We start from the raw sequence: 25,154 nt of genomic DNA, 5'->3' as shown, positions 1-25,154 counted from the left end.
ACATTTTTGAAGGCCTTAATATGACGTAACAGATGCTTCATAATACTCACTACTAGTGCTGGTTAAAAAATAAGCACTTTCCAGAATTGGTCACGGATTGCTTTTTAAGCATATCTAATAAAGAACGCTCAATACGTAAAATAATATTAGTGTTCTAACTATTAATTTTCGATCTCCCACCGAGTTGGCCCGATCATCTTTGATTTCTAACATTAGCGGTGCAAAGATTTTTACCGCTTTGGTCGTTTCGAGAACAAATTTAGTTTTCGAAGCGACGTAGATGACTGTTTATTGACTTAATTCCAAGAACCATACATCGGGTTAGACAAAATAACGATATCTTGGTCCCAGCGCAGCAGAATTGTGCCGGCTTGTTGATAAATAGCGCCTGAAACAATCTATTACTCTTTGCTGCTTACTTGCCATTTCACGGACGTCGATAGTGGATAATGAGCTTGCGCAATATTCACTGATGTGGCGCAGTGATCACTCAACATGGCGTCCTCTTGCATGTCATCATAGTAATGTACTAGCGGACTCAATGTTACACTGGTTGCTGTTAATCCACCGACAATAATATGGTCTATTGGAGCTGGATAGCTCGGATGGCAACCTATGAGAGGCTGTGTGACTATTTGAATAGGTGAGGTCGCACTTTTTGATTTGGCCCTTATAGATCGGGTCATTCTATTATACGGAGCCGAAATACGATGGTTAAAGTCTCCTAAAATAACGTAAGGAGCGGATGAATTTTCGCGTTTCTCAATCCAATCATACAGAATGGCTGCTTGCTCGCTAAGATCTTGACAGGCTCGAGAGTCACTCTTCAAATAGTCGTCGACAAAACAGCCGCTCTTTAAATGTAAGTTAAGAATATTTGTCATCCCAAGCGCTGTTTGAATAGAGATACCTAAGCCAAATCGAAGACCTGGATGCTTGAGCATAAATGCTTGATTTTGCTCAACGGCACCAACTTGCAGGGCCTTTTTAACAGCGATAGCGGTTTTTTGTTGAGTGGATTTATATCCTGAACCACGGCATTCATATGCTTCACTGTCCGGTCTTGCCGACATAATGACTTGCCACTCGGCTTTAGGGAAAAGCAGATGAACCGCTTCTTTTGAAGCGACTTCTTGAAGAGCAACTATGTCGACATCCAGTTTTTGCGCATATGCGCGCATTTCTTGCAGTTCATCTTCATTCCGCGGTTTGCAGCCTTGATCGATTGGATAAGCTAAATGTTCAACATTCCAAGTAGCGACGCTTAGCACATGGTCGTTTATGCTTAGATCTTTTACTTGTTCTTTTGCAACGACTGGAAAGTTTGATTGCACAGAAGTGTTAACTAAATCTATCTGCGGCGAGGATCCGCACGCGGCCAACAAACTGACTGCTATTGCTACTGTTATTGTTTTATAAAAACGACTCATAAGATATCTTTTCCGTATAGGTTGTGGCGTAAATAGTAACGCTTTTCGAGTTGGAATTACATTAAAAGCCAACTGTCGCTTAGGGATTTCTTTAGCCCCGATGAATAAAGTCTTGCACTCATCAGAGCCTCGTTAACTTGAGGATAATTTCTCTCTTAAAGACGCTTTGTGTAGGTGCAAGAGTTAGATATTATTTTGTAAACACATCCAAACAGACTTCACTTATGGTCTCTTCATCACTCAAGAAGATAGGCCTTTCGTGTGTGAGTAGAACGACCATTTTGGGGTCCAGCCAGAGCGCGATATTTTGCCAAATACGGCATGCCATAGTAGTGTCTATACCGTTAAAAGGCTCATCCAAAATAACCAATTTCGGGTCTCTCAATAGTATTCTACATAAGCAGATCCGGCGCGCTTGTCCTCCGGATACTTTACCGCCAGTTTCGCCTAGCCAGGTATTAAGCCCCTGTGGTAAATCGTTTGCCCACTCGTCCAACTCAACCATCTCAAGGGCATGCCAAATCGCACCTTCGGATATTGTTTGTAAACCTAAAGCTAAGTTATACCCGAGTGTACCGGCTAAAATGGCGTTGCTCTGATCAAGGTAACCCAGACTGCTGTGCCAGTCGCTTGAAGCAATATCTAGCAAACTGGTGCCCGCATTAACCGTGATACTTATTTTCTCTTGATCTTTAGACAGCCCAGTGCCCACCAGTAAATTAGCTAAGGTTGATTTACCTGTGCCCGAACGACCATAAATTAAGTGTAATTGTTGAGTCGCTAACAAAAATACCAGATCTTTTTTTTGGCTGATCGGGATCTTAGGGTGATCAGATAACCTGACAGAAACAGCCTCAATATCAACTTTTTGTGGATCAGTTTTAGTATGTGGCTGCTTTACTAACTCTTTCAGTCTATTTGCAGAAAAATCTGTTTTACCCCATGTACTAAACTGACTTGGAATACTTTGCAACATTTCCGACACACCGATAAACAGCATCGCTAGCATGACAGCAGTCGGTCCGCTGATGCTTGATGATCCGACTGAATAAAGTCCAACAATAACCAAAACAATCAATACCAGCCCAAGAATGGTGTCCAAAAGCAACTGGATATTCGCTACTCTTGAATTCAATGACTTTTCAATATCATTAAAGCAATTGAGGCGGCTTAGTATCTGAGCTTCGTGACGCTCCATTAAGCCCTGTGACTGCAAGACAAACGCGCCTTGCAGATGCTCGATAATGTCAGCTCGAAGTTCACTGAGCAAAAGAGATGATGCTGCAGCTACGCGTTTCGTTTGGGTAATAGTAAGACCGATAATAACCGCAATACATAAAAGCATGGATCCGCCGAGATATAAGGCGAGTTCAAGCCAAATGAAGCTCAAAAATAAAGTGAGGGTCAAAATAACTAAAGTGGCGACGATGGGTGGAATAGTATAACGAATTAATATGCTATCAAGAGAGTCTAAATCAGCGGTTAGTTTACCTAACCATTCGCTGTCTGATGTTGCGCGCAACTCACTGAGTGGCAAGTCAGATAAGCCCTTAAAAAGTCTTAACCTAAACGCAGAAATTAAGCGCAAAATAGTGTCATGATTATATATTCTTTCTATATAACGGCCGATCGTTCGACTCAATGCAAAAAACCGAATGCCAGAACCGGGTAAGTACATATCAAACCTGACAAATATGCCAGCCGTTATGGCAACCCCAGTTAATGCGGTTGCGGTAATAAACCAGCCCGAAAGGGCTAATAACGCGACAGCTGAAACGGCAGAAAAGAAGGCCCAAAATATACCCCAATATAAGCGGCGGCCCTGACTTTTTAAGAGTAAATTAAACCAGTACTGCATTGTCTGTTTCTCTTAGTGTATCTAAGTTGAGGTGAATATCCGCAATGCAAATCAGAGAGGGATCGTGTGTCGCAATAATTAAAATCACATCTGCTTTTAAGCTTTTAAGCGCCTTAATAATGAATTCTTTACTGATCAAATCTAGCTTTGCAGATGGCTCATCTAAAAGTACAATCGGTGCAGGATTGAGTAATACTCTTGCCAATGCAATACGCTGCATTTGGCCACCAGAAAGTCCTTGTCCATGCTCACCGATAACGGTATCCAGACCTGAATGATTAAGCGCCAATTCGCTCGCCAAGCCAAGTATATCGAGTGCATCTAGCATTTCCTTTTTACTTGCATTGGGCGCTAACGCAGCAAGATTATTGATAATAGTGTCATTTTTTATCCATGCGTTTTGCGGCAGATAGGCAATGGGTAAGTCATGTTTAGGATAAAAATGCAGTTGGCCATGTGTAGCAGGTATATAGCCTGCAATAATATTCAGCAATGTAGACTTACCCGTGCCGGAACTACCGGTAATAACAAGGGTTTGGCCGGTGTTCAGTGCAATATTAATTGGTTTAGTCAATACGCTACTTTCTTCAAATGCAACACACAGCTTATGCAGTTCGATACGTGCTTCATCGCCGCGTTCTTTGCTGGTACTTATTTGTTTTTTTAGTGACTCTTTTATATCTTTGCGATTATTTGATGGTTTATCATCCGCCCCTCTATTGAGTAGTATGACAAGATTATTAGCCGCCCCAAGTGCGGTTGCGCGGTCGTGATAATACTGTGATAGATTTCGCAGCGGTTGAAAAAACTCAGGTGCGAGTATTAAAATCACGAGACCGGTGAATAGCGATAGGCTATCTGCAGGACCCCATGTAATTGCACCATACAGCGAAAATCCAATATAAATAGCTAAACTAGCAATAGCTATACTAGTAAAAAATTCTAAAACGGTTGACGACAAAAAGGCCAGTTTAAGAGTTTTCATTACCACCTTACGATAATTATCGCTATGCTCACCAACTTCTTCAAAAACTGCTTTTTCAGCGCCTAACATTTTAATAGTAGACAGGTTGGCAACGCGGTCTAAAAAGTGGCCGGCTAAGCGTTGTCGAATAGTAGAGTATTTTTGATTGAGCTGCTCTGCGCCCATTCCCACTAAAATCATAAATAACGGGATAAGGGGGGCAGAAATGAGTAATAACAAAGCGCATAACCAATTCAAATAAGCAACAACACACAAAATCAATAATGGCGACATAACAGCTAATAGTTGCTGTGGCCAATACCGAGAAAAATAACCATCCATTGCTTCGACTTCTTCAACCCACTGAGCTGCGGAAGCGCCAACCGACGTCTCTTTTAAATTAAGTGGGCTGGATGTGCGCCAATGCGCCAAGATGACGCTTCGAATATCACGCCGGATGCAGAGACTGGCTGTTTGCGAAAATGATGTCTGTAATCGAGTCAATAGAGTGCGGCCAATAACCGCACAAACAAATATGATAAGCAAATAACTCATTGTCGCGAGTGATTCATTCTCAATGATGAGTTTTTCGGCTATAAAAGAAAAGGACAGCCATTGCGTCAACATAAATACCGTTGACAATGAACCGGCCGTCACTGCCATTGAGAGCGCACGACGTTGCTTGGACGCGTATGAATTTAAAAAGTCGCGGCCTGTTCGCTCATGCGGCAATCCTACGGTCTTTGTCATCGGATTAGTGGTAACCACCTTGTTTTACTTTTCCTCTAAATACCCAATATGTCCAGGTCGTATACGTTAGAATAATCGGGATAACAAATAGGAAACCTAGGAGTAAAAACAATTGCGAATTATAGGCTGATGCGGCATCGTAAATTGTAAAATTAGGCGGTACGATGTATGGCCATTTGCTGACTAATAATCCAAGGTAGCTAAACAAGAAAATACCCATAGATGCGACGAATGGCATGCCGTCTTGTCTCTTTTTCACTGACCTTAAAACTATGTACGAACAATAAAGGGTTAGCGCCGGTAAAATCCAAATAACACTAATATTATCAAACCAACGCGTTTTTACATTAGCATCAATAAATGGAGTGTAAATACAAACGATGGTAAAAACAGTTAACAGCCCAGCGAGCAAACGCGGTGTTATTTTATAAGCCCAGTCTTGCAAGGCGCCCTCAGTTTTCATGATCAGCCAAGTGCTTCCCAAAAGTGAGTAACCAGCAACCAAACCCAGCCCCGTGATCACGGTGAAAGGGGTAAGCCAGTCAAGCGCCCCGCCTGAATAAACAAACCCCTCAGTTTCAAAGCCTTGTATATAAGCACCAACAACCGCTCCTTGTGCGAACGCAGCAACAATAGAGCCAACCGAGAAAGACCAGCTCCATAAGTATTTAGACGTTTTAGCTTTGAAGCGGAATTCAAAGGCCACACCTCTAAAAATGAGTCCTGATAGGAGTAAAAAAACACCGATATAAAGTGCCGGTAAAAATATCGAATAGACTAAAGGAAATGCAGCTAAAAGCCCCGCACCGCCTAATACTAGCCAGGTTTCATTGCCATCCCAAACCGGTGCGATAGAATTCATCATGGTGTCTCGTGCTTTCTCGTCTGGCGCAAAGGGGAACAATATTCCTTGGCCTAAATCAAAGCCGTCCATTAATACATACATCATTAATCCAAAACCAATAATGCCTGCCCAAATAACGGTTAAATCAAATTGCTGTTCCATAATTATGCATCTCCATCGATTGCAACGTGCGCTGCTGAAAAGGGTCTGCTTGGACGTTCTATTTCGTCCATTTCGTGAGGTGCGTTTGCTTTTTCTAAACCACCTCTAAATACTTTTAATAAGTAATAAATACCTGAACTAAAAACTAAGGTATAAACCACTATGTAGCCGATTAGCGTGAATAAAGCCATGCCGCCAGTAAGTGAAGGCGTTAATCCTTGAGCATGGGTCATTTGCCCATATATGAGCCAAGGAGCTCTACCTGCCTCAGTAACTACCCAGCCTGCTAGAACCGCAATAAATGGACTTATACTCATTAAACGTAAGCCATTTAAAAATGTAGTCGACTTGTAAATTCTTCCTTTAGGTCGCAAAACTAAGCCCCAAATAGCGAATATAACCATCAGTAAACCAAGTCCAACCATAATCCGGAAAGACCAAAACACAATAAATACGTTGGGCCGTTCTTCCTCAGGTACATCTTTTAATCCGGGTACTTCGCCATCCCAATCATGTGTTAATACATAACTGGCTAATTTAGGAATCTTCACTTCAAAGTGGTTGGTTTGCGCCTCTTGATCTGGAATGGCAAATAGTAAAAGTGGCACACCAGTTGATTTTTCCCAGTTTCCTTCCATCGCAGCTACTTTGGTAGGCTGATGTTCCAAGGTATTTAAACCGTGAAAATCACCAACGATTACTTGAGTAGGCGCAAGCACCAATAAAAACCACAAAGCCACGGAAAGTGCTTTTTTATTCGCTTCTAGTTCACGTTTTTGTATGACAAACCAAGCACTAACGCCGGCGACAACAAATGCCGCGGTTAAGAATGAGGCAAGGGCCATGTGCAAAAAGCGGTAACCGAATGAAGGTGTAAATAGGGCGTCCGACCACGACGTAACATAGTACATGCCGTTAATAAGCTCTAAACCTTCCGGCGTCTGCATGAGTGAGTTCGCTGATAAAATCCAAAAAGAGGAAATAAAAGTCCCAGAAGCCACCATTATTGCAGCAAATAGATGAACCCCCTGCGGCACTTTGTCTCGCCCAAATAATAGGACACCAAGGAACGCTGCTTCTAAGAAGAAGGCAGTTATTACTTCGTAACTCAAAACCGGACCTAAAAAATTTGCGGTAGCATAAGAGAAATTACTCCAGTTCGTTCCAAACTGAAAAGACATAACAATACCGGAGACCACACCTATACCAAATACGACGGCAAAGACTTGGATCCAAAATTTAGATAACTTTTGCCAAATAGGGTTACCGGTTTTGAAGTGCAGCGTTTCGAATCCAGCAATGGTGCTTGCTAATCCGATAGTGAATACCGGGAATATAGCGTGAAAGCAAACAATAAACGCAAACTGAATTCTCGAGAGTATGAGGGGGTCTAATTCCATATTGTTACCTATTCATGTAGATGGTTACAAAATGTCACCCGAGCAACGGTATTTTAAGTAAAACAAAAAAAACTGACGGATGGCAAATCACTGACAGTATAGTGCTAAGCATGAACCGCTCCATTGTTGCAAAGTAGTGCACAGATTTACCTAATTGACGGAATAAAACAAATGCAAACAACAACGCGCCAGCTTCTTATTCCCCCTTCATACTGGATAGTGTAGGCTATTATTATCTATTAAAAATGGTAGACAATGGATGCCAAAAATGGTCATAAAATCCAAGCTAAAACACGTGAACGGCCCCTAGCCGTCTCAGATTAGGAGAGTTAAGTGACAATTGTGGCATTGGAGTTGTCATAATTGGCGGAGGTTACTCCTATGCATCAAGCTATTTCTGTTTTTTCACTAACGTTGCCTGCTACCTAGCTGAGATTAAGCGCTAACCACTAACCATGCCTAAACCCGCTAGGTGATATCCCAACGGATTTTTTAAAACGCTTCGAGAAATTAAAAATATTTGAATAACCCACATAACTCGCAATATGTGAGATAGGCCAGGATGTATTTAATAACAAGGTTTTGGATCGCTGTATACGCAAATGAATAAGTTGTTGTATTGGGCTGTTACCAAACTTCGCTTGGCACAAACGATGCAAATGCGGCGATGAATAGTGAATATAATTACACATAGCATCAATGGTCCAATCAAACTGCAAGCGTTTTTCAATTTCTTGAAACAGTTTTTGTAAACGATCATTTGAAGCCTTTTGTGCGTGCTCTTGCTGTGTCTGGCCTTTAAGCGTTAGGTGCAGATAATGGCTAAGTATTGGCATCACACCTGCACGCAAACTAGCACTAGGTTCAGCGTATAGTAGTTCCATGGCGAGGTGAAGTGGTTCGAATTTTTGATTCTCTAATACCAGCGCTTCACTTAACGCCACATGCTCCCAGCATGCAGTGTTGGCAAGGTTGATCCAAAAAATGTCCCAATGCTTCGCTGCTATGCTCACTGCAAAAGCCTGCCTTGCTGGCAAGATGGCCAATGTATTCGGTGTCAGATCATACTGCTTGTGAAGCGTGGTTAATCTGCCTTGCCCACTAAGGGTGTAAAATAAAGTGTGATCAGGTGGTGTTGTGCGCGCAACGCAATATCTTCCTGATAAGTTTGAACAACCCGCTAGTTCGATTTCCAAAGGCTTAATTTCAGCTAACGTAGCAGATTCTATAAAGCGCTCATAGCAGTTAGGACCAATATCTAAAATGTCTTTAAGCGTATTTCTCATAAATAAAAATGATAGTTTAGGATAAAAATAAGATAGATTTAAGCATAACCTAAGGGGTAAAATTTAGCTATATTTAGAAGCGTATTAGTAATAACCATGAAGTGCGCCGTGTTGGTGTTTTAGCGCCTCCCCATTTTCGTTTTATCAAAAGCCAAAAAGCAAAAATCGCACGCAATCAACGCGTACAAAAACAATCCGCAATAGTAAAAAGGAGCATTATGACGTCACTGCAACATATTCTTCAACGCCGCGACTGGGAATCCCCCTTGTCGGTGCAGGTCAATCAAGAGAAGGCTCACAGTCCACTTAATGGCTATAAAACTGTTGCGGATGCTCGTCAAAAACAACATCCGCAAAAACAGTTATTAAACGGCCTGTGGGATTTTAAATTGATTGCTAAGCCTGAAGATGTTGATGACTCATTACTAGCCGAGTTTGTTGATGACTGGCAAACGATAAACGTGCCCTCAAACTGGCAGCTTCAAGGTTTTGATAAGCCGATTTATTGCAATGTAAAGTATCCTTTTGCGGTAAATCCTCCTTTTGTGCCAAGCGATAATCCAACGGGCCTGTATCGCACTGAGTTTGATATAGCGACTGAGCGGCTGTCCCAGCGTAATCATATTATTTTTGAAGGTGTAAACTCGGCATTTCATCTGTGGTGCAATGGTCAGTGGGTTGGTTATTCACAAGATAGTCGTCTGCCCAGTGAGTTTGATTTAAGTCCCTTCCTTACCGCTGGCAAAAACCGTATTTCGGCAATGGTTATTCGCTGGAGCGATGGTAGTTATCTTGAAGACCAAGATATGTGGTGGCTAAGTGGTATTTTTCGTGATGTGGTCTTACTCACAAAACCGCAAACTTATATTCGTGATGTCTTTATTGCAACAGACTTAGACGCTTGTTATCGCGATGCGACACTCCAGCTGAAAACAGCGATCCAAACCCCCGCTGGAGTTGCACTAGCTCATCTCAAAAATCACACGGTCAGCGTGCAAGTATTTGATGGTGATTCTGCTATTTGCGAGTCACAAACGCAAAGCACAAACAATAAACGCATCGATGAAAAAGGCGGTTGGGAGGATATTGTGTTCCATAATATCGCCATTCAAAACCCAAAAAAGTGGAGTGCTGAAACCCCAAACTTATATCGCTGCGTGGTGAGTTTGCAAGATGATAAAGGTCTTATTCTTGATGTAGAAGCCTACGATATTGGCTTTAGGAAAGTAGCAATTGATAACGGTCAGCTTTGCGTCAATGGCAAGCCAATATTAATCCGCGGTGTAAATCGACACGAACATCACCCGCAAAACGGCCATGTAGTCAATGAAGCTGACATGCTTGCTGATATCAAGCTGATGAAGCAAAACAATTTCAACGCTGTGCGCACTGCGCATTACCCAAATCACCCGCGTTGGTATGAATTGTGTGATGAATTAGGTTTATATGTTGTCGATGAAGCCAATATCGAAACCCATGGTATGTTTCCGATGGGGCGTTTAGCATCCGATCCACAATGGACTGGCGCTTTTATGTCGCGCTATACACAGATGGTTGAGCGCGATAAGAACCATGCATCAATTATCATTTGGTCATTGGGCAATGAATGTGGTTATGGCGCAACCCATAATGCGATGTATGCCTGGTCAAAAAAATTCGATCCGTCCCGTCCGGTGCAATACGAAGGTGGTGGAGCGAACACCTCAGCGACGGATATTATTTGTCCTATGTATTCTCGAGTTGATACCGATGTAATAGACGATGCAGTGCCTAAATACGCAATCAAGAAATGGCTGAGTCTACCAGGGGAAACACGCCCGCTTATTTTATGTGAGTACGCGCATGCAATGGGCAATAGTCTGGGGAACTTTGACGATTATTGGCAAGCCTTTAGAGAATACCCGCGTTTGCAAGGCGGCTTCATCTGGGATTGGGTTGACCAAGGACTATCAAAAATCGATAGCAACGGCATTCACTATTGGGCCTACGGTGGCGATTTTGGTGATGATGTTAATGATCGTCAGTTCTGTATCAACGGATTATTGTTTCCTGATCGCACTGCACACCCCTCTTTATATGAAGCTAAATATAGCCAACAGCACCTACAATTTAGTCTCGTGCCGAAAGCGCCGAATGGCCTCGCGCAAAATCACAGTCAATACAGCCTCAGCATATTCAGCGATTATGTGTTTAGGAGCACCGACAATGAAAAGCTGATTTGGCGACTCATGCAAAATGGCGTTGAAATTGAACAAGCTAGTGTCGTGCTTAATATTGCCCCCCAGAGCACTGTGATTATTGATATCGCACCCAATTCAGAGTTTACAGCGGGGAAGCAGTATCATATCAATATCGATATAGAACTGCTCAACGATTGCAGTTTTGCGCAAGCGGGTCATGTGCTGGCAACAGAACAGTTTAGCTTGGTAAACAGCTTGAGCTTGAGCAAATTACCGACTCAGCCAGTAGTTCTACCAGACAGTTCACAAGTAGCATTAAACGTGAATGATGGTGAGCAGGCAATTGCTGTCCAAGGTGCTAATTTTATAATCAATTTTAACCGCAAAACGGGCTTGATAGACAAATGGGAACACGCCAATCGGTCGGTTATTGCCGCCGGTTTACAGGACAACTTTTATCGAGCCCCGCTGGACAATGATATTGGGGTTAGTGAGGTTGACAACCTCGACCCAAATGCGTGGCAAGCTCGCTGGTTACTTGCGGGTATAGGCAAGTGGCAACGCACATGCCGACAAATTAAGGCGCTTTCATCCCGCGACGATGTGCGGATCACTTGTGTGTTCGATTATGAATACGAGCAGCAAGGTAAAAGTGCAATGCAAGCGCAAACGCAGTGGATTTACAATATTAGTACTTTGGGTGTTGTTACTGTAGATATTGATGTGCGCTTAAATGAAGCCCTTCCACCACTGCCTCGTATAGGAGTCAGTTTAGCTGTCAGCAAAGGACAAAACTCACAGGTTAGCTGGTTAGGCTTAGGACCATTTGAAAACTATCCAGATCGTAAAGCGGCTGCGCGTTTTGGACACTATAGTTTGGCCTTGAATGAGCTTCATACAGGGTATATTTTCCCGACAGATAATGGTTTGCGCAGCGACTGTCAGCAACTTAATGTCAATAATTTACAAGTTCAGGGTGCGTTTTTATTCGCTGCTAGTGTGTATTCACAAAATACCTTAACAACCGCGAGACATACCAATGAGCTGGTGCAAGATGATGTTATTCACTTACATATAGATCATCAGCACATGGGGGTGGGTGGCGATGATTCATGGAGTCCTAGTACGCATAAAGAGTATCTACTCGAGCGCAAACAATATCGTTATTCGTTAACATTGCATACGTTGTGACAAAGGAGGCGTGACAAGGAGGCGTGACAAAGGGCACTTCAAGGGGTAGGTTTCACTCGTCTTACTAAAAGTCCACTTCACCCCAAGACGCTTGTAAATAAATTGTTAAATAAAGTATTATACAACGCTGTTTGACGTACTACTTGCACCTAGCAAACAAGCGTATAAATCTTGGAGGGGTTTGAACATGGATATTGCGAATTTGATCAAGCAATTGACTAAAAAGCACGTTAAAAAAGCAGCGTTTTTGACTGCTTTTTGCTTTATGCCGTTGGCACAAAGCCAAGCTGGCTGGGAGGTTTCTTGGATAGAGCGTTTCGACGGTGAAAGCGTTAACTGGGATAATTGGACAGCGCAAATTCAAGCCAACTACAATAACGAGATTCAATGTTACACCGATGACGAAACCTCTGCCCAACGTAACTTTGAAGTGTCAGACGGTACGCTTAAAATTACCGCGCGCAGACAAAATATTAACTGCCCTGGTCAAAATGGGGTGGATCGTCCTTGGACGTCCGGTCGGATTAACAGCAAAGACAAAGCTGAGTTTTTATATGGCCGTATTGAAACGCGCCTTCGCTTTTTGGAATTAAGAGGGGGTACCTGGCCCGCATTTTGGATGTTAGAAAACCGTATTGCAGAAGACCCTATCAAAGGTGATAACGATAACGTTAATTGGCCTAACCCAGGTGCTGGCGAAATAGATGTTTGGGAGTGGTATGCCAACTCAGGCGATCGTTACATCACCAATTTCTTCAATGCAGGTAATTGCGGTGGTGAAACTCGGCCTACTTATGCTGGTGGTGCAACTGATGTCTTGGCCTTTCATACATATGGTATTGAATGGACTGCCGATGAAATTACTTTTTTTATGGATGATAATATTGTAGCTCAGCACGATCTATCAAGTTGTTCTCAATATGAAGAGCCGATGTTTGTTCTATTGAACGTAGCCATAGGCGGTTCGTTAGGTGGCGCTGTTGACCCTCAATTAAATACTGCGACCATGGAGATAGACTATGTCGCTCATTGTGTTGCTACTGATGCAAACGAATGGCAGCAATGTAATGAAAGCACACCAGTGGCGCTAGACGACGACAACGATGGGGTTGTTAATAGTTTGGATCAATGTCCAAATACACCTCCAAATGCTGACGTTGATGCAACGGGCTGCCAATTTATTACCGCGCCGGAAGAAGCCGCACCGACACCAACAAATGCGGAAAATGAGGTTATTTCATTATTTAGCGATAGCTATCAAAATATTGAAGGTGTGGACTTTAATCCTGATTGGGAACAAGGGACAACAGTAACTCAAGAGCAAATCCAAGGAGATAACGTACTAAAGTACGCGACATTGGATTATCAAGGTACTGATTTTGGTAATAATAAACAGGATGTTTCTGCCTTTGATAATATCTATCTGGATTATTGGACACAAAACGCCACTGCATTGAAAATCTTTATTATCAGTCCAGGACCAGTTGAAACATCTTTTGAAGTTGATGTCGTCCAGCAGTCTTGGCAAAGTCTGGTCATACCGCTTAGTACCTATTCGACTATTGTTGATTTAACCGAGGTCTTTCAATTAAAAATAGAAGGTAATGGCACGCTATTTTTAGATAATATCTTTTTTGGTAACAATACCCAAACGTCAGTCGACAGCGATGGTGATGGCGTTCTTGATGCTGATGATCAATGCCCGGGAACGGCTGCAGGTACTCAGGTGGATAGCACTGGTTGCGCGATTGTTGTCGTCGTTCCAGCGCCGCAAGAACCTGCAACTGCGTCAGGATCAAGCGGCGGTGCTGTGCATCTATGGTTACTAGTTGGCTTAATCGGAGTTACAATCCAAAGGCGAGCGGAGCTAATAGCTGCAAACTCCATGAAAATCGTATTTAAATAAGTAGCGACCAACAGATAATCAAAGTCAGATATAGCTCGCTAATAGCCAGCATTGGTCTGATCAAATAAAAATAAAAGCCTTAAAAAGAGAGCTAATTTAATGTCAAAAAGTGTTTATTTCGCGATTGTCGTTGCACTGGGAGGCTTCGTTTTTGGCTTTGATGCATCGGTTATTTCTGGTGTGGTTGGCTTTGTAACAACTGAATTCAAATTGAATGACTGGCAGCAAGGTTTTGTGGTCAGTTCGCCTACACTTGGTGCCTTATTTGGGTCCTTGTTTGCTGGTTTTTTTGCCGACATGTTTGGTCGTAAAAAAGTCATTATTGCGATTGCTTTTTTGTATGTGGTGTCTGCTATTTTTTCTGCATTAGCGGTGAGCTATAGCATGTTAGTTACGGCTCGAATTATAGGCGGAATTGCCTTTGCATCCTTGGTTGTTGCTCCTATCTATATCGCCGAAATTTCGCCAGCAAAAATACGTGGTAAAATGATTTCTATTAACCAACTCAATATTGTTATTGGACTCTCGGTTGCTTATTTTGTTAACTATTACCTATTACAACTGTCGACTAGTCCTGTTGCATGGGTCAGTGCCTTGGGCATCGAGAACAATGTTTGGCGCTGGATGCTGGGTTTTGAAATTATTCCCGCATCCATATTTTTTGCGCTGTTGTTTACTATTCCTGAGAGCCCTCGATGGCTTGCGTTAAATAATCGCGAAACCCAAGCCAAATCTGTCCTCTTAATGCTCAATGCAAAAAACACCACCGCGCCATCAATGACGAGTGAACAGGCCGATACTTTTATTGAAGAAATCAAAGCAGACCGCAACGTCGCTGCACAAGGTAAAGCAGACTCTATATTCAATTTACTCCAAAGTTTATTTTCTAAAAAGATGCGATTTGTTTTATTAGTCGGTTTAGTTGTGGCTATCTGCCAACAAGCTACCGGTGTAAATGCCATTTACTTTTATGCGCCAAGTATTTTTGAGCAAAGTGGCGTTGGTCAAAACGCTGCATTTTCACAAGCCATTTGGGTTGGCGTTATCAACGTCGTATTTACCATTGTCGCCATGCTATTAATTGACAGGTTAGGCCGAAAACCACTTATGTTGATTGGTCTTGCAGGTGTGTTCATTAGTATGTCCATCGCCTCCTACGGTTTTCACAATGCAAGCTACCAGCTTACCGAAACTTCTATTCAGTCAATTGAAAGTCAGGATCACAAAAGTAAATTGATGCCTATTTTAGGTAAAACCTTTTCGAATGACGTCAGCTTCAAAAACGCAACAATCGCGTTGCTCGGTGAAGATGATGCACGTGAACATCAATCTGTGTTAATTGAGGCCGCGGTAACAATCAATTCAGTTATCGTGCTGATTGGTATATTGGGTTTTGTTGCCTCTTTTGCCGTCTCACTTGGCCCTGTAATGTGGGTACTGCTGGCAGAAATTCTACCTAATAGGCTACGCGGTGTCGGTATTGCCTGCATTGGTGCGGTCAATAGTGCTGTTAGCTTCAGTGTGCAATTGCTGTTTCCTTGGGAGTTGGCCAATTTAGGTACAGCCACGACATTCTTGATTTACGGCCTCTTAGCTATTGTCGGCTTTGTCCTGATATATAAGATGCTACCAGAAACCAAAGGACGTTCTTTGGAAGAAATCGAGGGCGTGTTTGGCTTACGCTGAACGTGGCAATAAAGCCCAGTTCATCAATTTGAATCGGGTCTGGTAAATCTAAACTTGGACTACCAAAGCTACCAATACCTGATAAACTATCGGCGTCATTTTTGACATAGGTATTTTTTTGAGGATTACATGCCAACCAAAGAAACAGTAAATTCAAATGAAGAAGGTGAGCACTTACTAGAGCTTAGGCACCTTACATTAGACGATTATGACGATATCAGGGAACTGCAGGACGCTATATATCAGCGAGTGGGTGGTACGCTTCCTTTTAAGCAGTTTAAAGCCCAAATTTCTACCTTTCCTGATGGACAAATTTGCATTGACGACAAAGGCAAAGTTGTAGCGGTTGCGTTGTCAGTTATTGTTGATTATGAACAATTTGGTGACAAGCATACCTACGAAGAAATAACCGGTGATGCTTATATTACTACTCACGATCCAAATGGTGACGTGTTGTATGGTGTTGATGTTTTTGTGTCGCCAGAATATCGAGGCTTACGCTTAGGTCGACGCTTATATGAGGCGCGCAAAGAATTAGTGCGTAATTTGAATTTGCGCTCGATTATGGCCGGTGGTCGTATTCCAAACTACATTCAATACGCGAAAGAACTGACACCGTATGAGTATATCGAACAAGTAAAATCGAAAGATATTTTTGATCCTATTCTGACTTTTCAATTGTCTAACGGATTTGACGTAAAACAGGTTATGAAGGCGTATTTGCCAGAAGATAAAGACTCGTTAGGTTATGCCACGTTATTGCAATGGCACAACATGTACTTTGATGCCGAAAAGCCTAACTTAATAGGCGGCAAGCGTTCATCGGCGAGAGTAGGTTGTGTACAATGGCAAATGCGTTACTTTGAGAATGTGGAAGCATTGCTGCAACAAGTAGAATACTTTGTTGACGCATTATCTGACTATAAGTGCGATGTCGCTTTGTTTCCTGAGTTTTTCAATGCACCGCTAATGGGCTTGAGTGATGGTGAAAGTTCAATTGATGCTATTTGGCATTTAGCTGAATACACAGAAGAAATTTTAACCGCTATCTCGCGTTTATCGGTATCCTATAATATCAACATCATTGCCGGTTCAATGCCTGTTGTTGAAGATGATGAACTGTTTAATGTTGCGTATTTATGTCACCGTGATGGCAAAATTGAAAGTCAATATAAACTGCAATTAACGCCTCATGAGAAGAAAGAATGGATCATGAAGGGAGGCAACAAGTTGCAATCATTTAATACTGATTTTGGTAAAATTGGTATTCTGATTTGCTACGACGTTGAATTTCCTGAATTAGCTCGATTGCTATCCGAACAAGATATTCAAGTTTTGTTTGTCCCTTTTTGGACTGATACCAAAAACGGTTATCTGCGGGTGCGTCGATGCGCGCAAGCTAGGGCAATTGAAAACGAATGTTATGTGGCTATTGCGGGCAGCGTAGGAAACTTACCGCAAGTGGATAATGTGGATATTCAGTACGCGCAGACAGCGGTATTCTCACCCTCTGATTTTGCGTTTCCGCATGACGCCATTGTATCTGAAACGACACCAAATACTGAAATGACGCTCATTGTTGACCTTGATTTTGACAAGCTAACTAAGCTACAGAATGAAGGCTCGGTGCGTAACTATTTGGACAAACGTCGAGATTTATTCAGAGTGGAATGGTTGGGCGAGAAGTAGTTCAGCAAAAGTTGTTCATGAAAAGCACTTTATGGAAAGCACTTTATGAAAAGCAGTTGATGAAAAGCAGTTGATGAAAAGCAGTTGATGAAAAGCAGTTGATGAAAAGCAGTTGATGAAGAGCAGTTGATGAAGAGCAGTTGATGAAGAAGCGGATATTCAGCGTTAAACGAATATCCGCTATCATTAGCACAGTTACGTGAGTCAATTGCCTGACACTTTTTCTCCATGTACCCAGCATCCTTTTACACGCATATCATCGTCGAGTAATACGAAGTCAGCTTTATTTCCGCTAATTAGCTTCCCTCTATCTTGAATACCCAACAGGCGGGCTGGAACTTGGCTGGCCATGTTGAGCACATTTCCAAGCAGTTCATCTGCGTCGGTCCATCGGGTGTTTTGCTTCAGCAAAGAATACATATTTCTAACTGCACTGTTCATGTCTAAACACGAACCGGCGAGACTGCCGTCATCTAATGTCAATTTGCCAGCCGTTTTGGTGATGGTTGAATCTAACCATGCCAAGGTTTGCAAATCTGACCCCACATGTGCCATCGCATCGGTTACCAACATTAAACGCTCAGCACCTATGCATTGGTAGGCTAGGGCGCAGTTCTGCGGGTGAACATGGTGTAAGTCGGCAATCAATCCTGAGGTTACGCGTAAATCACTCAAAGCAATGTTAATCAGCCCAGGTTCCCTTGCAGCTAACCCTGACATAGCGTTGAATAAGTGGGTGATACAAGTTGCGCCCGCATCAATCGCGCTAAGTGCTTGATCACTATTTGCGCCCGTATGACCCAACGACACAATAACACCTTGGCTGACAAGGTCGGTGATCACATCAGGTGATACGTTTTCTGGTGCAAGAGTTACTAAGACTTGACCGATATCACTGCGCGTAAAAGTAGCTAAATCTATATCACTGATTGCTCTGACATGCTTGCTTGGATGAATACCGCGCTTTATCCTACTCAAATTGGGCCCTTCAAAATGAATGCCTAAGATACTAGATAGGGGCTTAGCTATGGCCTCAGCAACAGCATTGGCTGCTGTGTTCATCACCTCACTGCTATCCGTTATTAGGGTTGGTAACATCGCCGTTGTGCCATATTTTGAATGACCTTGCAGCATCGTAACCAGGGTTTCCAACGAGGGTTTATAATTAAATAAAACCCCACCACCGCCATTAACTTGAGTATCGATAAAACCCGCACACACCAGACCATCTAGCTTTATATCTGCTTTTAACTGACTTGAGTGAGCTTTTTTGATGCTGCAAATGATACCTTTGCTGACGTCTAAGTGCATGTTGTCATGCATTCGCAGACCGTCGAATAAGCGCTTTGCGAAATAAGTTGTCATGTAATTACTCATTTTGTGTTGGCTGTGTTGGCTGTGTTGCTTGAGCTGCGCAATTATAATGATAGCGCACTGTGAAACAATATTAATACATATTACGCGAACTCGTTGAAATAGATTACCTACCGTTCGATTATCAAATGCTAGTTTATCAAAGGTTCGTTTATAGGGTGTTTACTGCGCAATTTGTATTTAAGGCGTATCTAATGTGACAAAAAAACAGCGATACATTAAGCTATGTTCATTGCTCTTTAATTGAAAATACTATGTTAGATAGAAATAACACCGGTCTTATTGTCGTCGATATTCAGGGTAAATTGTCGCATCTCGTGCACAATAGCGAGATGATGTTTCAGAATGTAGCAAAGTTGATTAAAGGCTGCACCTTACTGGAGTTACCAATATTAGTGCTTGAACAGAATCCCGAAAAGCTAGGCAAAACGGCAACCGAGATCAGGCCTTTATTAGATGGTTATCCTTGCATCAAAAAGTACACCTTTGATGCTTGCGTAAGCCCTCGTTTTGTTGAGCAAATTAACAACGTAGGGGTTCAACATTGGTTAATTTGTGGCATCGAAGCGCATGTTTGTGTATATCAAACCGCGATGGGCTTAAAACAAATGGGCAAGACAATTGAGCTAGTTGTCGACAGTATTGCCTCACGAGACGATGCCAACAAACACACCGCTATCACTAAATTGCTAACCAAGGATATAGGCATTACTAGCGTTGAAATGTGCTTGTTTGAACTGATGAAAGACTGCAAAGACGATAAGTTTAAGGCGCTTTTAGACATCGTTCGATAAGTTATTGCCGCCATTGTTTTAGGTGCCGTATTCATCGGTGCGTTAATGCTCATTTTTAAAAATCGAACGTTACTAAAAAGGAAAAAATACGTTACTGTCGTGGGCGATGGTCGAGATAAAGTAACTGGCCCCGTGAGTACGGATTTTCATTACCAAGCCACGGTAATCTTGACGTTTACTACTACCGTCCAATATTTACAACTGAACAGGATAAATAAGAATGGCGACTGAATTAAAAATAGACATTGTGTCTGATATATCTTGCCCATGGTGCATTATCGGTTTCAAAGCGCTGCAAGCAGCCTTGAAGGAAGTAGCGCCAGACATCACAGCGAGTATCGAATGGCAACCCTTTGAACTAAATCCACAAATGGCACCAGAAGGACAAGAAATTACCGAGCATTTAACTCAAAAATATCAAATTTCTGAGCAGCAAGCAGAACAAAATCGAGACGCTATTAGGCAGCGCGGACTTGGCGTTGGCTATGACTTTGCTAACAGAGGTGGTGGTCGCATTTATAATACGTTTGATGCGCACCGTTTACTACACTGGGCTAAAACTCAGGGTAAGCAGACCGAATTAAAATTAGCATTGTTTGATTTGTATTTCAAAAACAATGGCAATCCAAGCGATCATGAGCAGCTTTTAAAAACCGCTAAGAGTGTTGGTTTAGATATTGCCGGCGCTAAAAAAGTATTGCAGTCGGATCAATTTACAGTAGACGTTCGCCAATTACAGCAACAATATCAAAGTGCGGGAGTGCAATCTGTGCCAGCGGTTATTGTCAATAATAAACACTTGATCAGCGGCGGACAGCCTGCTGAGGTGTTTCAGCAAGCATTAACGAAAATTGCAAACGAGAGATGAAAAGTGTCCGCTTTTAGCACGTACTGCGTACCTTACAGACTGTATGTAATACCGAATAACGTAATACCGAATAACGTAATACCGAATAACGTAATGCCGAATAAAAGAGGCTTTATATTGTTTTTCAATGAGCGTTTACCGGAACCAAAAACACAGTAAGCATTAATATAAACAAGCCAAACATAGCGTAAAATAAAGATAATGAAACAACTTTAAAACAACAACTAAAACGGTGTTAGCAATCGCAGTTGCCGGCATATCGACGGCTTGTTAGCCAAAAAAAAGGAAGCCGAAGTGTCTGAAGTAGCGAAAAAAACAAATAAAATTATTACTGTTGATTACCCCACCACGGCAAAAGAGGATGTGGTTGATACTTACTTTGGTGACCCGATCGCAGATCCATATCGCTGGTTAGAAAACGACCGCAGTGCAGAAACTGAAGCGTGGGTAGAAACACAAAATGAAACAACGCAGGCCTATTTAGAAAATATTGCTTACCGTGAAGAAATAGCCAAAGTTCTACGTGACTTACTAGACTATGAGCGCGTATCTGCCCCTTTCACTGAAGGCGTGTACACGTATTTTTATAAGAATGACGGTCTGCAAAATCAAAGCCTTGTTTATCGTTCAAAAGACGGTGGTGATGCGACGGTTTTCATCGATCCTAACAAATTTAGTGATGATGGCACGATTTCGTTAGCGGGTTTGTCATTCTCTGCTGATGGTTCAACAGCAGCTTATCAAACGTCGACCGGGGGTAGTGACTGGCGTCAAGTTTATGTTATTAACACTGAGACCAAAGAGTTACTTAGTGACACATTGGTAAACGTTAAATTTAGTGGTTTGTCGTGGTACAAAAATGAGGGAATTTATTACTCCAGTTATGACAAGCCAGTGGGTTCTGAGTTAAGTCAAAAAACCGATCAGCATAAACTTTATTATCACAAAATTGGTACGCCTCAAGCCCATGATCTCAAGGTGTATGGTCATACTGATGCCGAGAAACACCGTTATATCGGAGCTCAAGTCAGTGAGGATGATCGCTTTTTATTGGTATCTGCAGCAAACTCAACCTCAGGCAACCGCGCATTCTTAAAAGACCTTTCAAATCCAAATACGGCTTGGCAAACAGTTATCGAGACCACTGACAATGACGTTTCGATGCTCACCAACAAAGGTGATAGCCTTTACTTAGTAACTAATCACAATGCGCTTAATAGCAAAATCGTTGTGGTAGACGCGAAGTCACCGAGTGTCGTGAATTGGAAAGATCTGATACCCGAAACGACCAATGTGTTGTCGCCGAGCAGTGCCGGCGGGTATATTTTTGCAGAATATATGGTGGATGCAATTTCTAAGGTTTATCAATATGATTTAGACGGCAAAAAACTGCGCACAATTGAGCTGCCAGACATTGGTTCTGCCATTATGAACGGTGATAAGGCCGATGCAAAAACCGCTTATTACACATTCAGTAATTACATTACGCCAACAACTATTTACTCCCTAGATATTGCAACTGGTGAGTCGATACTGTTTAACAAGTCGGCGTCAAAGTTTGATGCTTCTAAATTTGTTTCAAAGCAAGTTTTCTATAAGTCCAAAGACGGCACTCAAGTGCCTATGATCATCACCCATCACAAAGACATCGAACTGAATGGCAAAAACCCAACAATGCTCTACGGCTACGGCGGCTTTAACGTTAGCCTGACACCAAGCTTTAGTCCTATGCTTGCAGCTTGGCTTGAATTAGGTGGCGTTTACGCGGTTCCGAATATTCGTGGCGGCGGTGAGTACGGCAAAGCATGGCATAAAGCGGGTACACAAATGCAAAAGCAAAACGTATTTGATGACTTTATTGCAGCTGCTGAATACCTTATTGACAACCACTATACAAGCAGTGATTATCTCGCTCTACGCGGCGGCTCTAACGGCGGTTTGTTAGTTGGCGCAGTGATGACTCAACGTCCAGACCTTGCCAAAGTTGCGTTGCCAGCCGTTGGTGTATTGGACATGTTGCGCTACCACACATTCACCGCTGGCGCTGGCTGGGCTTATGACTATGGCACCTCTGAGCAAAGTCAAGAAATGTACAATTACATAAAGGCTTATTCACCGGTTCACAATGTTAAATCAGGTATCGAATATCCTGCAACGATGATCACTACTGCGGATCATGATGACCGAGTAGTACCGGCACATTCATTCAAGTTTGCTGCGGTACTGCAGGAATTCCAAGGCGGTTATAATCCAATCCTTATCCGCATTGAAACTGATGCAGGTCACGGTGCAGGAACACCGATTAGCAAAACCATTGAGCAGTATGCTGATATTTACGGTTTTGTATTGTATAACATGGGTGTTGAAGAGTTGACGTTAATATAATGGTTTATAATACAGTAACCGTTTTATGGGCATGACTTTTTGATTACAAAGTTGTGCCCGTAAGTTTGCTGGTTAATACGTCCAGATCTTAAGTATGATATTACTTTTCTGCAATCCAATCACAATGTCGCTATTTTGTATTGTTACCTTATTTTAGCCTTTGTGACTTGAAGGCTGTTAAAGTGCTATCAAGCCTATAAATTATCTACCAAGAAAAGTACTCAGTAATGAAATACATCTCACTAAAATGGTTTGGGTATATATTAGCATTGGTCATTGCGTCTGTTTTCTGCATTGCTTACCTCACACTACCAAGTATGCCTGACACTCGCGCGTATATAGCTAGGGCCACAAAGTATGATGTTGAAGTTATGCGCGACGGGCTCGGTATTCCTCATATTTATGGCAAGAAAGACATCGATACTGCATTTGGTCTGGGTTATGTACAAAGTGAAGACGATTTTGAAACGCTTCAATCAGTGTTACTTGCAACTCGGGGTACATTGGCTGCTGAAATAGGATATAAGGCTGCAGAGACCGATTTTGTGGTTCAATTTATGGGTGTCTGGGACGCCGTCAACGCAAATTATGAGACGCAAGTACCAGAAAATATCAAACAAATCGCACAAGCCTACGCGGATGGTGTGAACCTGTATGCGGCTCAGAATCCAGAACATGTCAGCCGATACTTTTTACCCGCGACAGGCAAAGATATTATCGCCGGCTTTACGTTTAAAATGCCGATGTTTTATGGCTTTGATCAGATACTAAGTGATTTAGTGGATCCTGACGTGATGCATGAAGTTGCTAAGTCGCAAAATGCACTTATTTGGCAACCCACCAACGCACTGCCCATTGGAAGTCAAGGTATCGCAATTGCTCCACATCGTTCAGAAGATGGGCTCACGCATTTATTAATCAACAGTCATCAACCACTTACTGGCCCCGTTGCTTGGTATGAAGTGCGTTTGCATAGTGAAGAGGGATGGAACATGGTTGGCTCTACTTTTCCTGGCGCACCGGTAATTATTCATGGCCACAATGATCATTTGGGTTGGGCTAATACAGTGAATAAACCTGATTTAGTGGACATTTATCAACTAACCATCAATCCTGATAACGAAAATCAATATCTCCTAGATGGACAGTGGAAAACGTTTAAAACAAAAGTTGCTAAAATGACCATAAAGTTATTCGGTCCTTTGAGATGGACTGTAAAAAAAGAAATTAATATATCCGAGCATGGGCCGGTGATGGCAACCGAGAAAGGTTCATTTGCCCTGCGCTGGTCTGGTATGAACGAAGTTGGCACTTTAGAGTTTATGTTTGCGGCAAACAAAGCCACTAATAAAGAACAATTTGAAGCGGCCTTGAAATTAAATAGCATGCCCAGTATTAACTTTGTATATGCAGATAAAGCAGGCAATATCGCACACTATTATAACGCAAAGTTCCCCAAGCGGATTGATGGATGGCAATGGGATAAAATTCTACCGGGGAATCGTTCGGATTTAATTTGGACTGAATTTTATGACTTTTCTGCCATGCCAAAAACAGTCAACCCGAGTTCTGGTTTAGTTTATAATGCCAACAATACACCTTGGCTAGCAACTGATGGTGATGATGATGCGCAGGAAAGCCAATACCCAGAGTCAATGGGAATTGAGACCTCGGTGACCAACCGTGTGTTACAAATTGAAGAAAAATTAAAAGGTGTAAAGAAAATATCTAAGGGGCTTTTTAAGGAAGTGAAATATGACCTCTTCTATCATCCAAAGTCTTATCAAATCACGGCATTACGTAAATGGCTAGCGCAACAACAAAGCGTCGACTTAAGCCAAATTGAATTAGGCGCTCTTGATGCATTGCGCAGTTGGAACCTCTCAACTCACAAAGATAATCAGGAGGCGGCTCTAGCAGTTCTGACAATGGCTCCTATACAAAAAGCCAATGGCAAACCAGTAGAGATGAAAAAAATCACTCGAGCCTTCAAAAATACGGTCGCTCAATTAGTTAAATATCATGGCAGTTATACACCACCTTATGGCGACGTATATCGCTTAAAACGAGGTCAAAAGAATCTGCCAATGAGTGGCGGGCCTGATATTTTGCGTGCCGTTTATGGTCAGGAAATGGACCAAAATGGACAAATTGAAAATATTGCTGGCGACGGCTTTATGATGTTCGTGTCGTGGGATAAAAATGGCGTGGTTCAAAGTGACGCCATCCATCAGTATGGCTCGGCAACTAAGGACAGCAACTCAGTGCACTACAATGACCAAATGGAGATGTTTGTTGCAAAACAAGAACGGCGCGTATTATTTCAACGCGCTGAGTTAGAAAAGCAGGTAGAGCGACGTTATCGTCCCGGTTTTAGATAAAAGAGT

General features: G+C 42.3%; 15 protein-coding genes. 8 read left to right on the top strand and 7 right to left on the bottom strand.

Going from position 1 to position 25,154, the window contains the following annotated elements; all coding sequences use genetic code 11:
• Positions 1 to 401: 401 nt before the first annotated feature.
• The 6 genes from G399_RS0105185 to G399_RS0105160 form a co-directional block, all read right to left on the bottom strand.
• Positions 402 to 1,430 (bottom strand): endonuclease/exonuclease/phosphatase family protein, encoded by a 1,029-nt coding sequence (locus G399_RS0105185; RefSeq protein WP_006008120.1) that lies wholly within the window; start codon positions 1,428 to 1,430, stop codon positions 402 to 404.
• Between the two features lie 190 nt (positions 1,431 to 1,620).
• Positions 1,621 to 3,288, bottom strand: a complete 1,668-nt coding sequence (locus G399_RS0105180; protein WP_006008123.1) for an amino acid ABC transporter ATP-binding/permease protein — start codon at positions 3,286 to 3,288, stop codon at positions 1,621 to 1,623.
• Entirely contained in the window at positions 3,272 to 5,002 is a 1,731-nt protein-coding gene (cydD, locus tag G399_RS0105175; protein WP_034896279.1) for a thiol reductant ABC exporter subunit CydD, read from the bottom strand. Before cydD ends, G399_RS0105180 begins: the two co-directional genes overlap by 17 nt.
• Before the next feature lie 4 nt (positions 5,003 to 5,006).
• Positions 5,007 to 6,008 (bottom strand): cytochrome d ubiquinol oxidase subunit II, encoded by a 1,002-nt coding sequence (gene cydB / locus G399_RS0105170; RefSeq protein ID WP_006008127.1) that lies wholly within the window; start codon positions 6,006 to 6,008, stop codon positions 5,007 to 5,009.
• Between the two features lie 2 nt (positions 6,009 to 6,010).
• Positions 6,011 to 7,408: a cytochrome ubiquinol oxidase subunit I gene (locus G399_RS0105165; protein WP_006008129.1), complete on the bottom strand. Its 1,398-nt coding sequence runs from the start codon at positions 7,406 to 7,408 to the stop codon at positions 6,011 to 6,013.
• A 449-nt stretch (positions 7,409 to 7,857) separates the two neighbouring features.
• Entirely contained in the window at positions 7,858 to 8,694 is an 837-nt protein-coding gene (locus tag G399_RS0105160) for an AraC family transcriptional regulator (RefSeq protein ID WP_006008133.1), read from the bottom strand.
• Positions 8,695 to 8,912: 218 nt separating this feature from the next.
• On the opposite strand from G399_RS0105160, the gene G399_RS0105155 reads away from it, so the two are divergent.
• From G399_RS0105155 to G399_RS0105140, 4 genes are all read left to right on the top strand, one after another.
• Positions 8,913 to 12,065 (top strand): beta-galactosidase, encoded by a 3,153-nt coding sequence (locus tag G399_RS0105155; RefSeq protein ID WP_006008134.1) that lies wholly within the window; start codon positions 8,913 to 8,915, stop codon positions 12,063 to 12,065.
• Between the two features lie 187 nt (positions 12,066 to 12,252).
• The gene (locus G399_RS0105150; protein ID WP_006008137.1) at positions 12,253 to 13,971 is read left to right on the top strand and encodes a glycoside hydrolase family 16 protein; all 1,719 of its coding nucleotides are present in this window, start codon (positions 12,253 to 12,255) and stop codon (positions 13,969 to 13,971) included.
• A gap of 99 nt (positions 13,972 to 14,070) precedes the next feature.
• Complete coding sequence (locus G399_RS0105145) at positions 14,071 to 15,657, top strand: sugar porter family MFS transporter (RefSeq protein ID WP_006008139.1); 1,587 nt, start codon at positions 14,071 to 14,073, stop codon at positions 15,655 to 15,657.
• Between the two features lie 129 nt (positions 15,658 to 15,786).
• Complete coding sequence (locus G399_RS0105140; protein ID WP_006008142.1) at positions 15,787 to 17,346, top strand: bifunctional GNAT family N-acetyltransferase/carbon-nitrogen hydrolase family protein; 1,560 nt, start codon at positions 15,787 to 15,789, stop codon at positions 17,344 to 17,346.
• A 204-nt stretch (positions 17,347 to 17,550) separates the two neighbouring features.
• Here G399_RS0105140 and nagA read toward each other — a convergent pair whose 3' ends face one another.
• Positions 17,551 to 18,711, bottom strand: coding sequence for an N-acetylglucosamine-6-phosphate deacetylase (nagA, locus tag G399_RS0105135; RefSeq protein ID WP_006008143.1), 1,161 nt, complete (start codon positions 18,709 to 18,711; stop codon positions 17,551 to 17,553).
• Between the two features lie 263 nt (positions 18,712 to 18,974).
• Here nagA and G399_RS0105130 point away from each other — a divergent pair, with 263 nt between their 5' ends.
• The 4 genes from G399_RS0105130 to G399_RS0105110 all read left to right on the top strand — a co-directional run bounded on the left by G399_RS0105130 (position 18,975) and on the right by G399_RS0105110 (position 25,148).
• Positions 18,975 to 19,514 (top strand): isochorismatase family protein, encoded by a 540-nt coding sequence (locus tag G399_RS0105130; RefSeq protein WP_006008146.1) that lies wholly within the window; start codon positions 18,975 to 18,977, stop codon positions 19,512 to 19,514.
• A gap of 220 nt (positions 19,515 to 19,734) precedes the next feature.
• Positions 19,735 to 20,382: a DsbA family oxidoreductase gene (locus tag G399_RS0105120; RefSeq protein ID WP_006008149.1), complete on the top strand. Its 648-nt coding sequence runs from the start codon at positions 19,735 to 19,737 to the stop codon at positions 20,380 to 20,382.
• A 294-nt stretch (positions 20,383 to 20,676) separates the two neighbouring features.
• Entirely contained in the window at positions 20,677 to 22,767 is a 2,091-nt protein-coding gene (locus G399_RS0105115; RefSeq protein WP_006008151.1) for a prolyl oligopeptidase family serine peptidase, read from the top strand.
• A 227-nt stretch (positions 22,768 to 22,994) separates the two neighbouring features.
• Positions 22,995 to 25,148 carry a penicillin acylase family protein gene (locus G399_RS0105110; RefSeq protein ID WP_006008153.1) on the top strand — a complete coding sequence of 718 codons (2,154 nt, stop codon included), beginning with the start codon at positions 22,995 to 22,997 and terminating at the stop codon, positions 25,146 to 25,148.
• Positions 25,149 to 25,154: the final 6 nt, after the last annotated feature.

The sequence above is a fragment of the Brumicola pallidula DSM 14239 = ACAM 615 genome (assembly GCF_000428905.1).
Taxonomy (GTDB): Bacteria; Pseudomonadota; Gammaproteobacteria; order Enterobacterales; family Alteromonadaceae; genus Glaciecola; species Glaciecola pallidula.
Note: the sequence above shows the minus strand (reverse complement) of the source record. Positions and strands in the feature narration are given on the sequence as shown.

Coding starts and splice junctions, on each gene's coding strand:
- G399_RS0105150 (WP_006008137.1), top strand. CDS start 12,253: ATGGATATTGCGAATTTGATCAAGCAATTGACTAAAAAGCACGTTAAA.
- G399_RS0105160 (WP_006008133.1), bottom strand. CDS start 8,694: ATGAGAAATACGCTTAAAGACATTTTAGATATTGGTCCTAACTGCTAT.
- G399_RS0105120 (WP_006008149.1), top strand. CDS start 19,735: ATGGCGACTGAATTAAAAATAGACATTGTGTCTGATATATCTTGCCCA.
- cydB (WP_006008127.1), bottom strand. CDS start 6,008: ATGGAACAGCAATTTGATTTAACCGTTATTTGGGCAGGCATTATTGGT.
- G399_RS0105155 (WP_006008134.1), top strand. CDS start 8,913: ATGACGTCACTGCAACATATTCTTCAACGCCGCGACTGGGAATCCCCC.
- G399_RS0105130 (WP_006008146.1), top strand. CDS start 18,975: ATGTTAGATAGAAATAACACCGGTCTTATTGTCGTCGATATTCAGGGT.
- G399_RS0105140 (WP_006008142.1), top strand. CDS start 15,787: ATGCCAACCAAAGAAACAGTAAATTCAAATGAAGAAGGTGAGCACTTA.
- G399_RS0105165 (WP_006008129.1), bottom strand. CDS start 7,408: ATGGAATTAGACCCCCTCATACTCTCGAGAATTCAGTTTGCGTTTATT.
- G399_RS0105185 (WP_006008120.1), bottom strand. CDS start 1,430: ATGAGTCGTTTTTATAAAACAATAACAGTAGCAATAGCAGTCAGTTTG.
- cydD (WP_034896279.1), bottom strand. CDS start 5,002: ATGACAAAGACCGTAGGATTGCCGCATGAGCGAACAGGCCGCGACTTT.
- G399_RS0105180 (WP_006008123.1), bottom strand. CDS start 3,288: ATGCAGTACTGGTTTAATTTACTCTTAAAAAGTCAGGGCCGCCGCTTA.
- nagA (WP_006008143.1), bottom strand. CDS start 18,711: ATGACAACTTATTTCGCAAAGCGCTTATTCGACGGTCTGCGAATGCAT.
- G399_RS0105145 (WP_006008139.1), top strand. CDS start 14,071: ATGTCAAAAAGTGTTTATTTCGCGATTGTCGTTGCACTGGGAGGCTTC.
- G399_RS0105110 (WP_006008153.1), top strand. CDS start 22,995: ATGAAATACATCTCACTAAAATGGTTTGGGTATATATTAGCATTGGTC.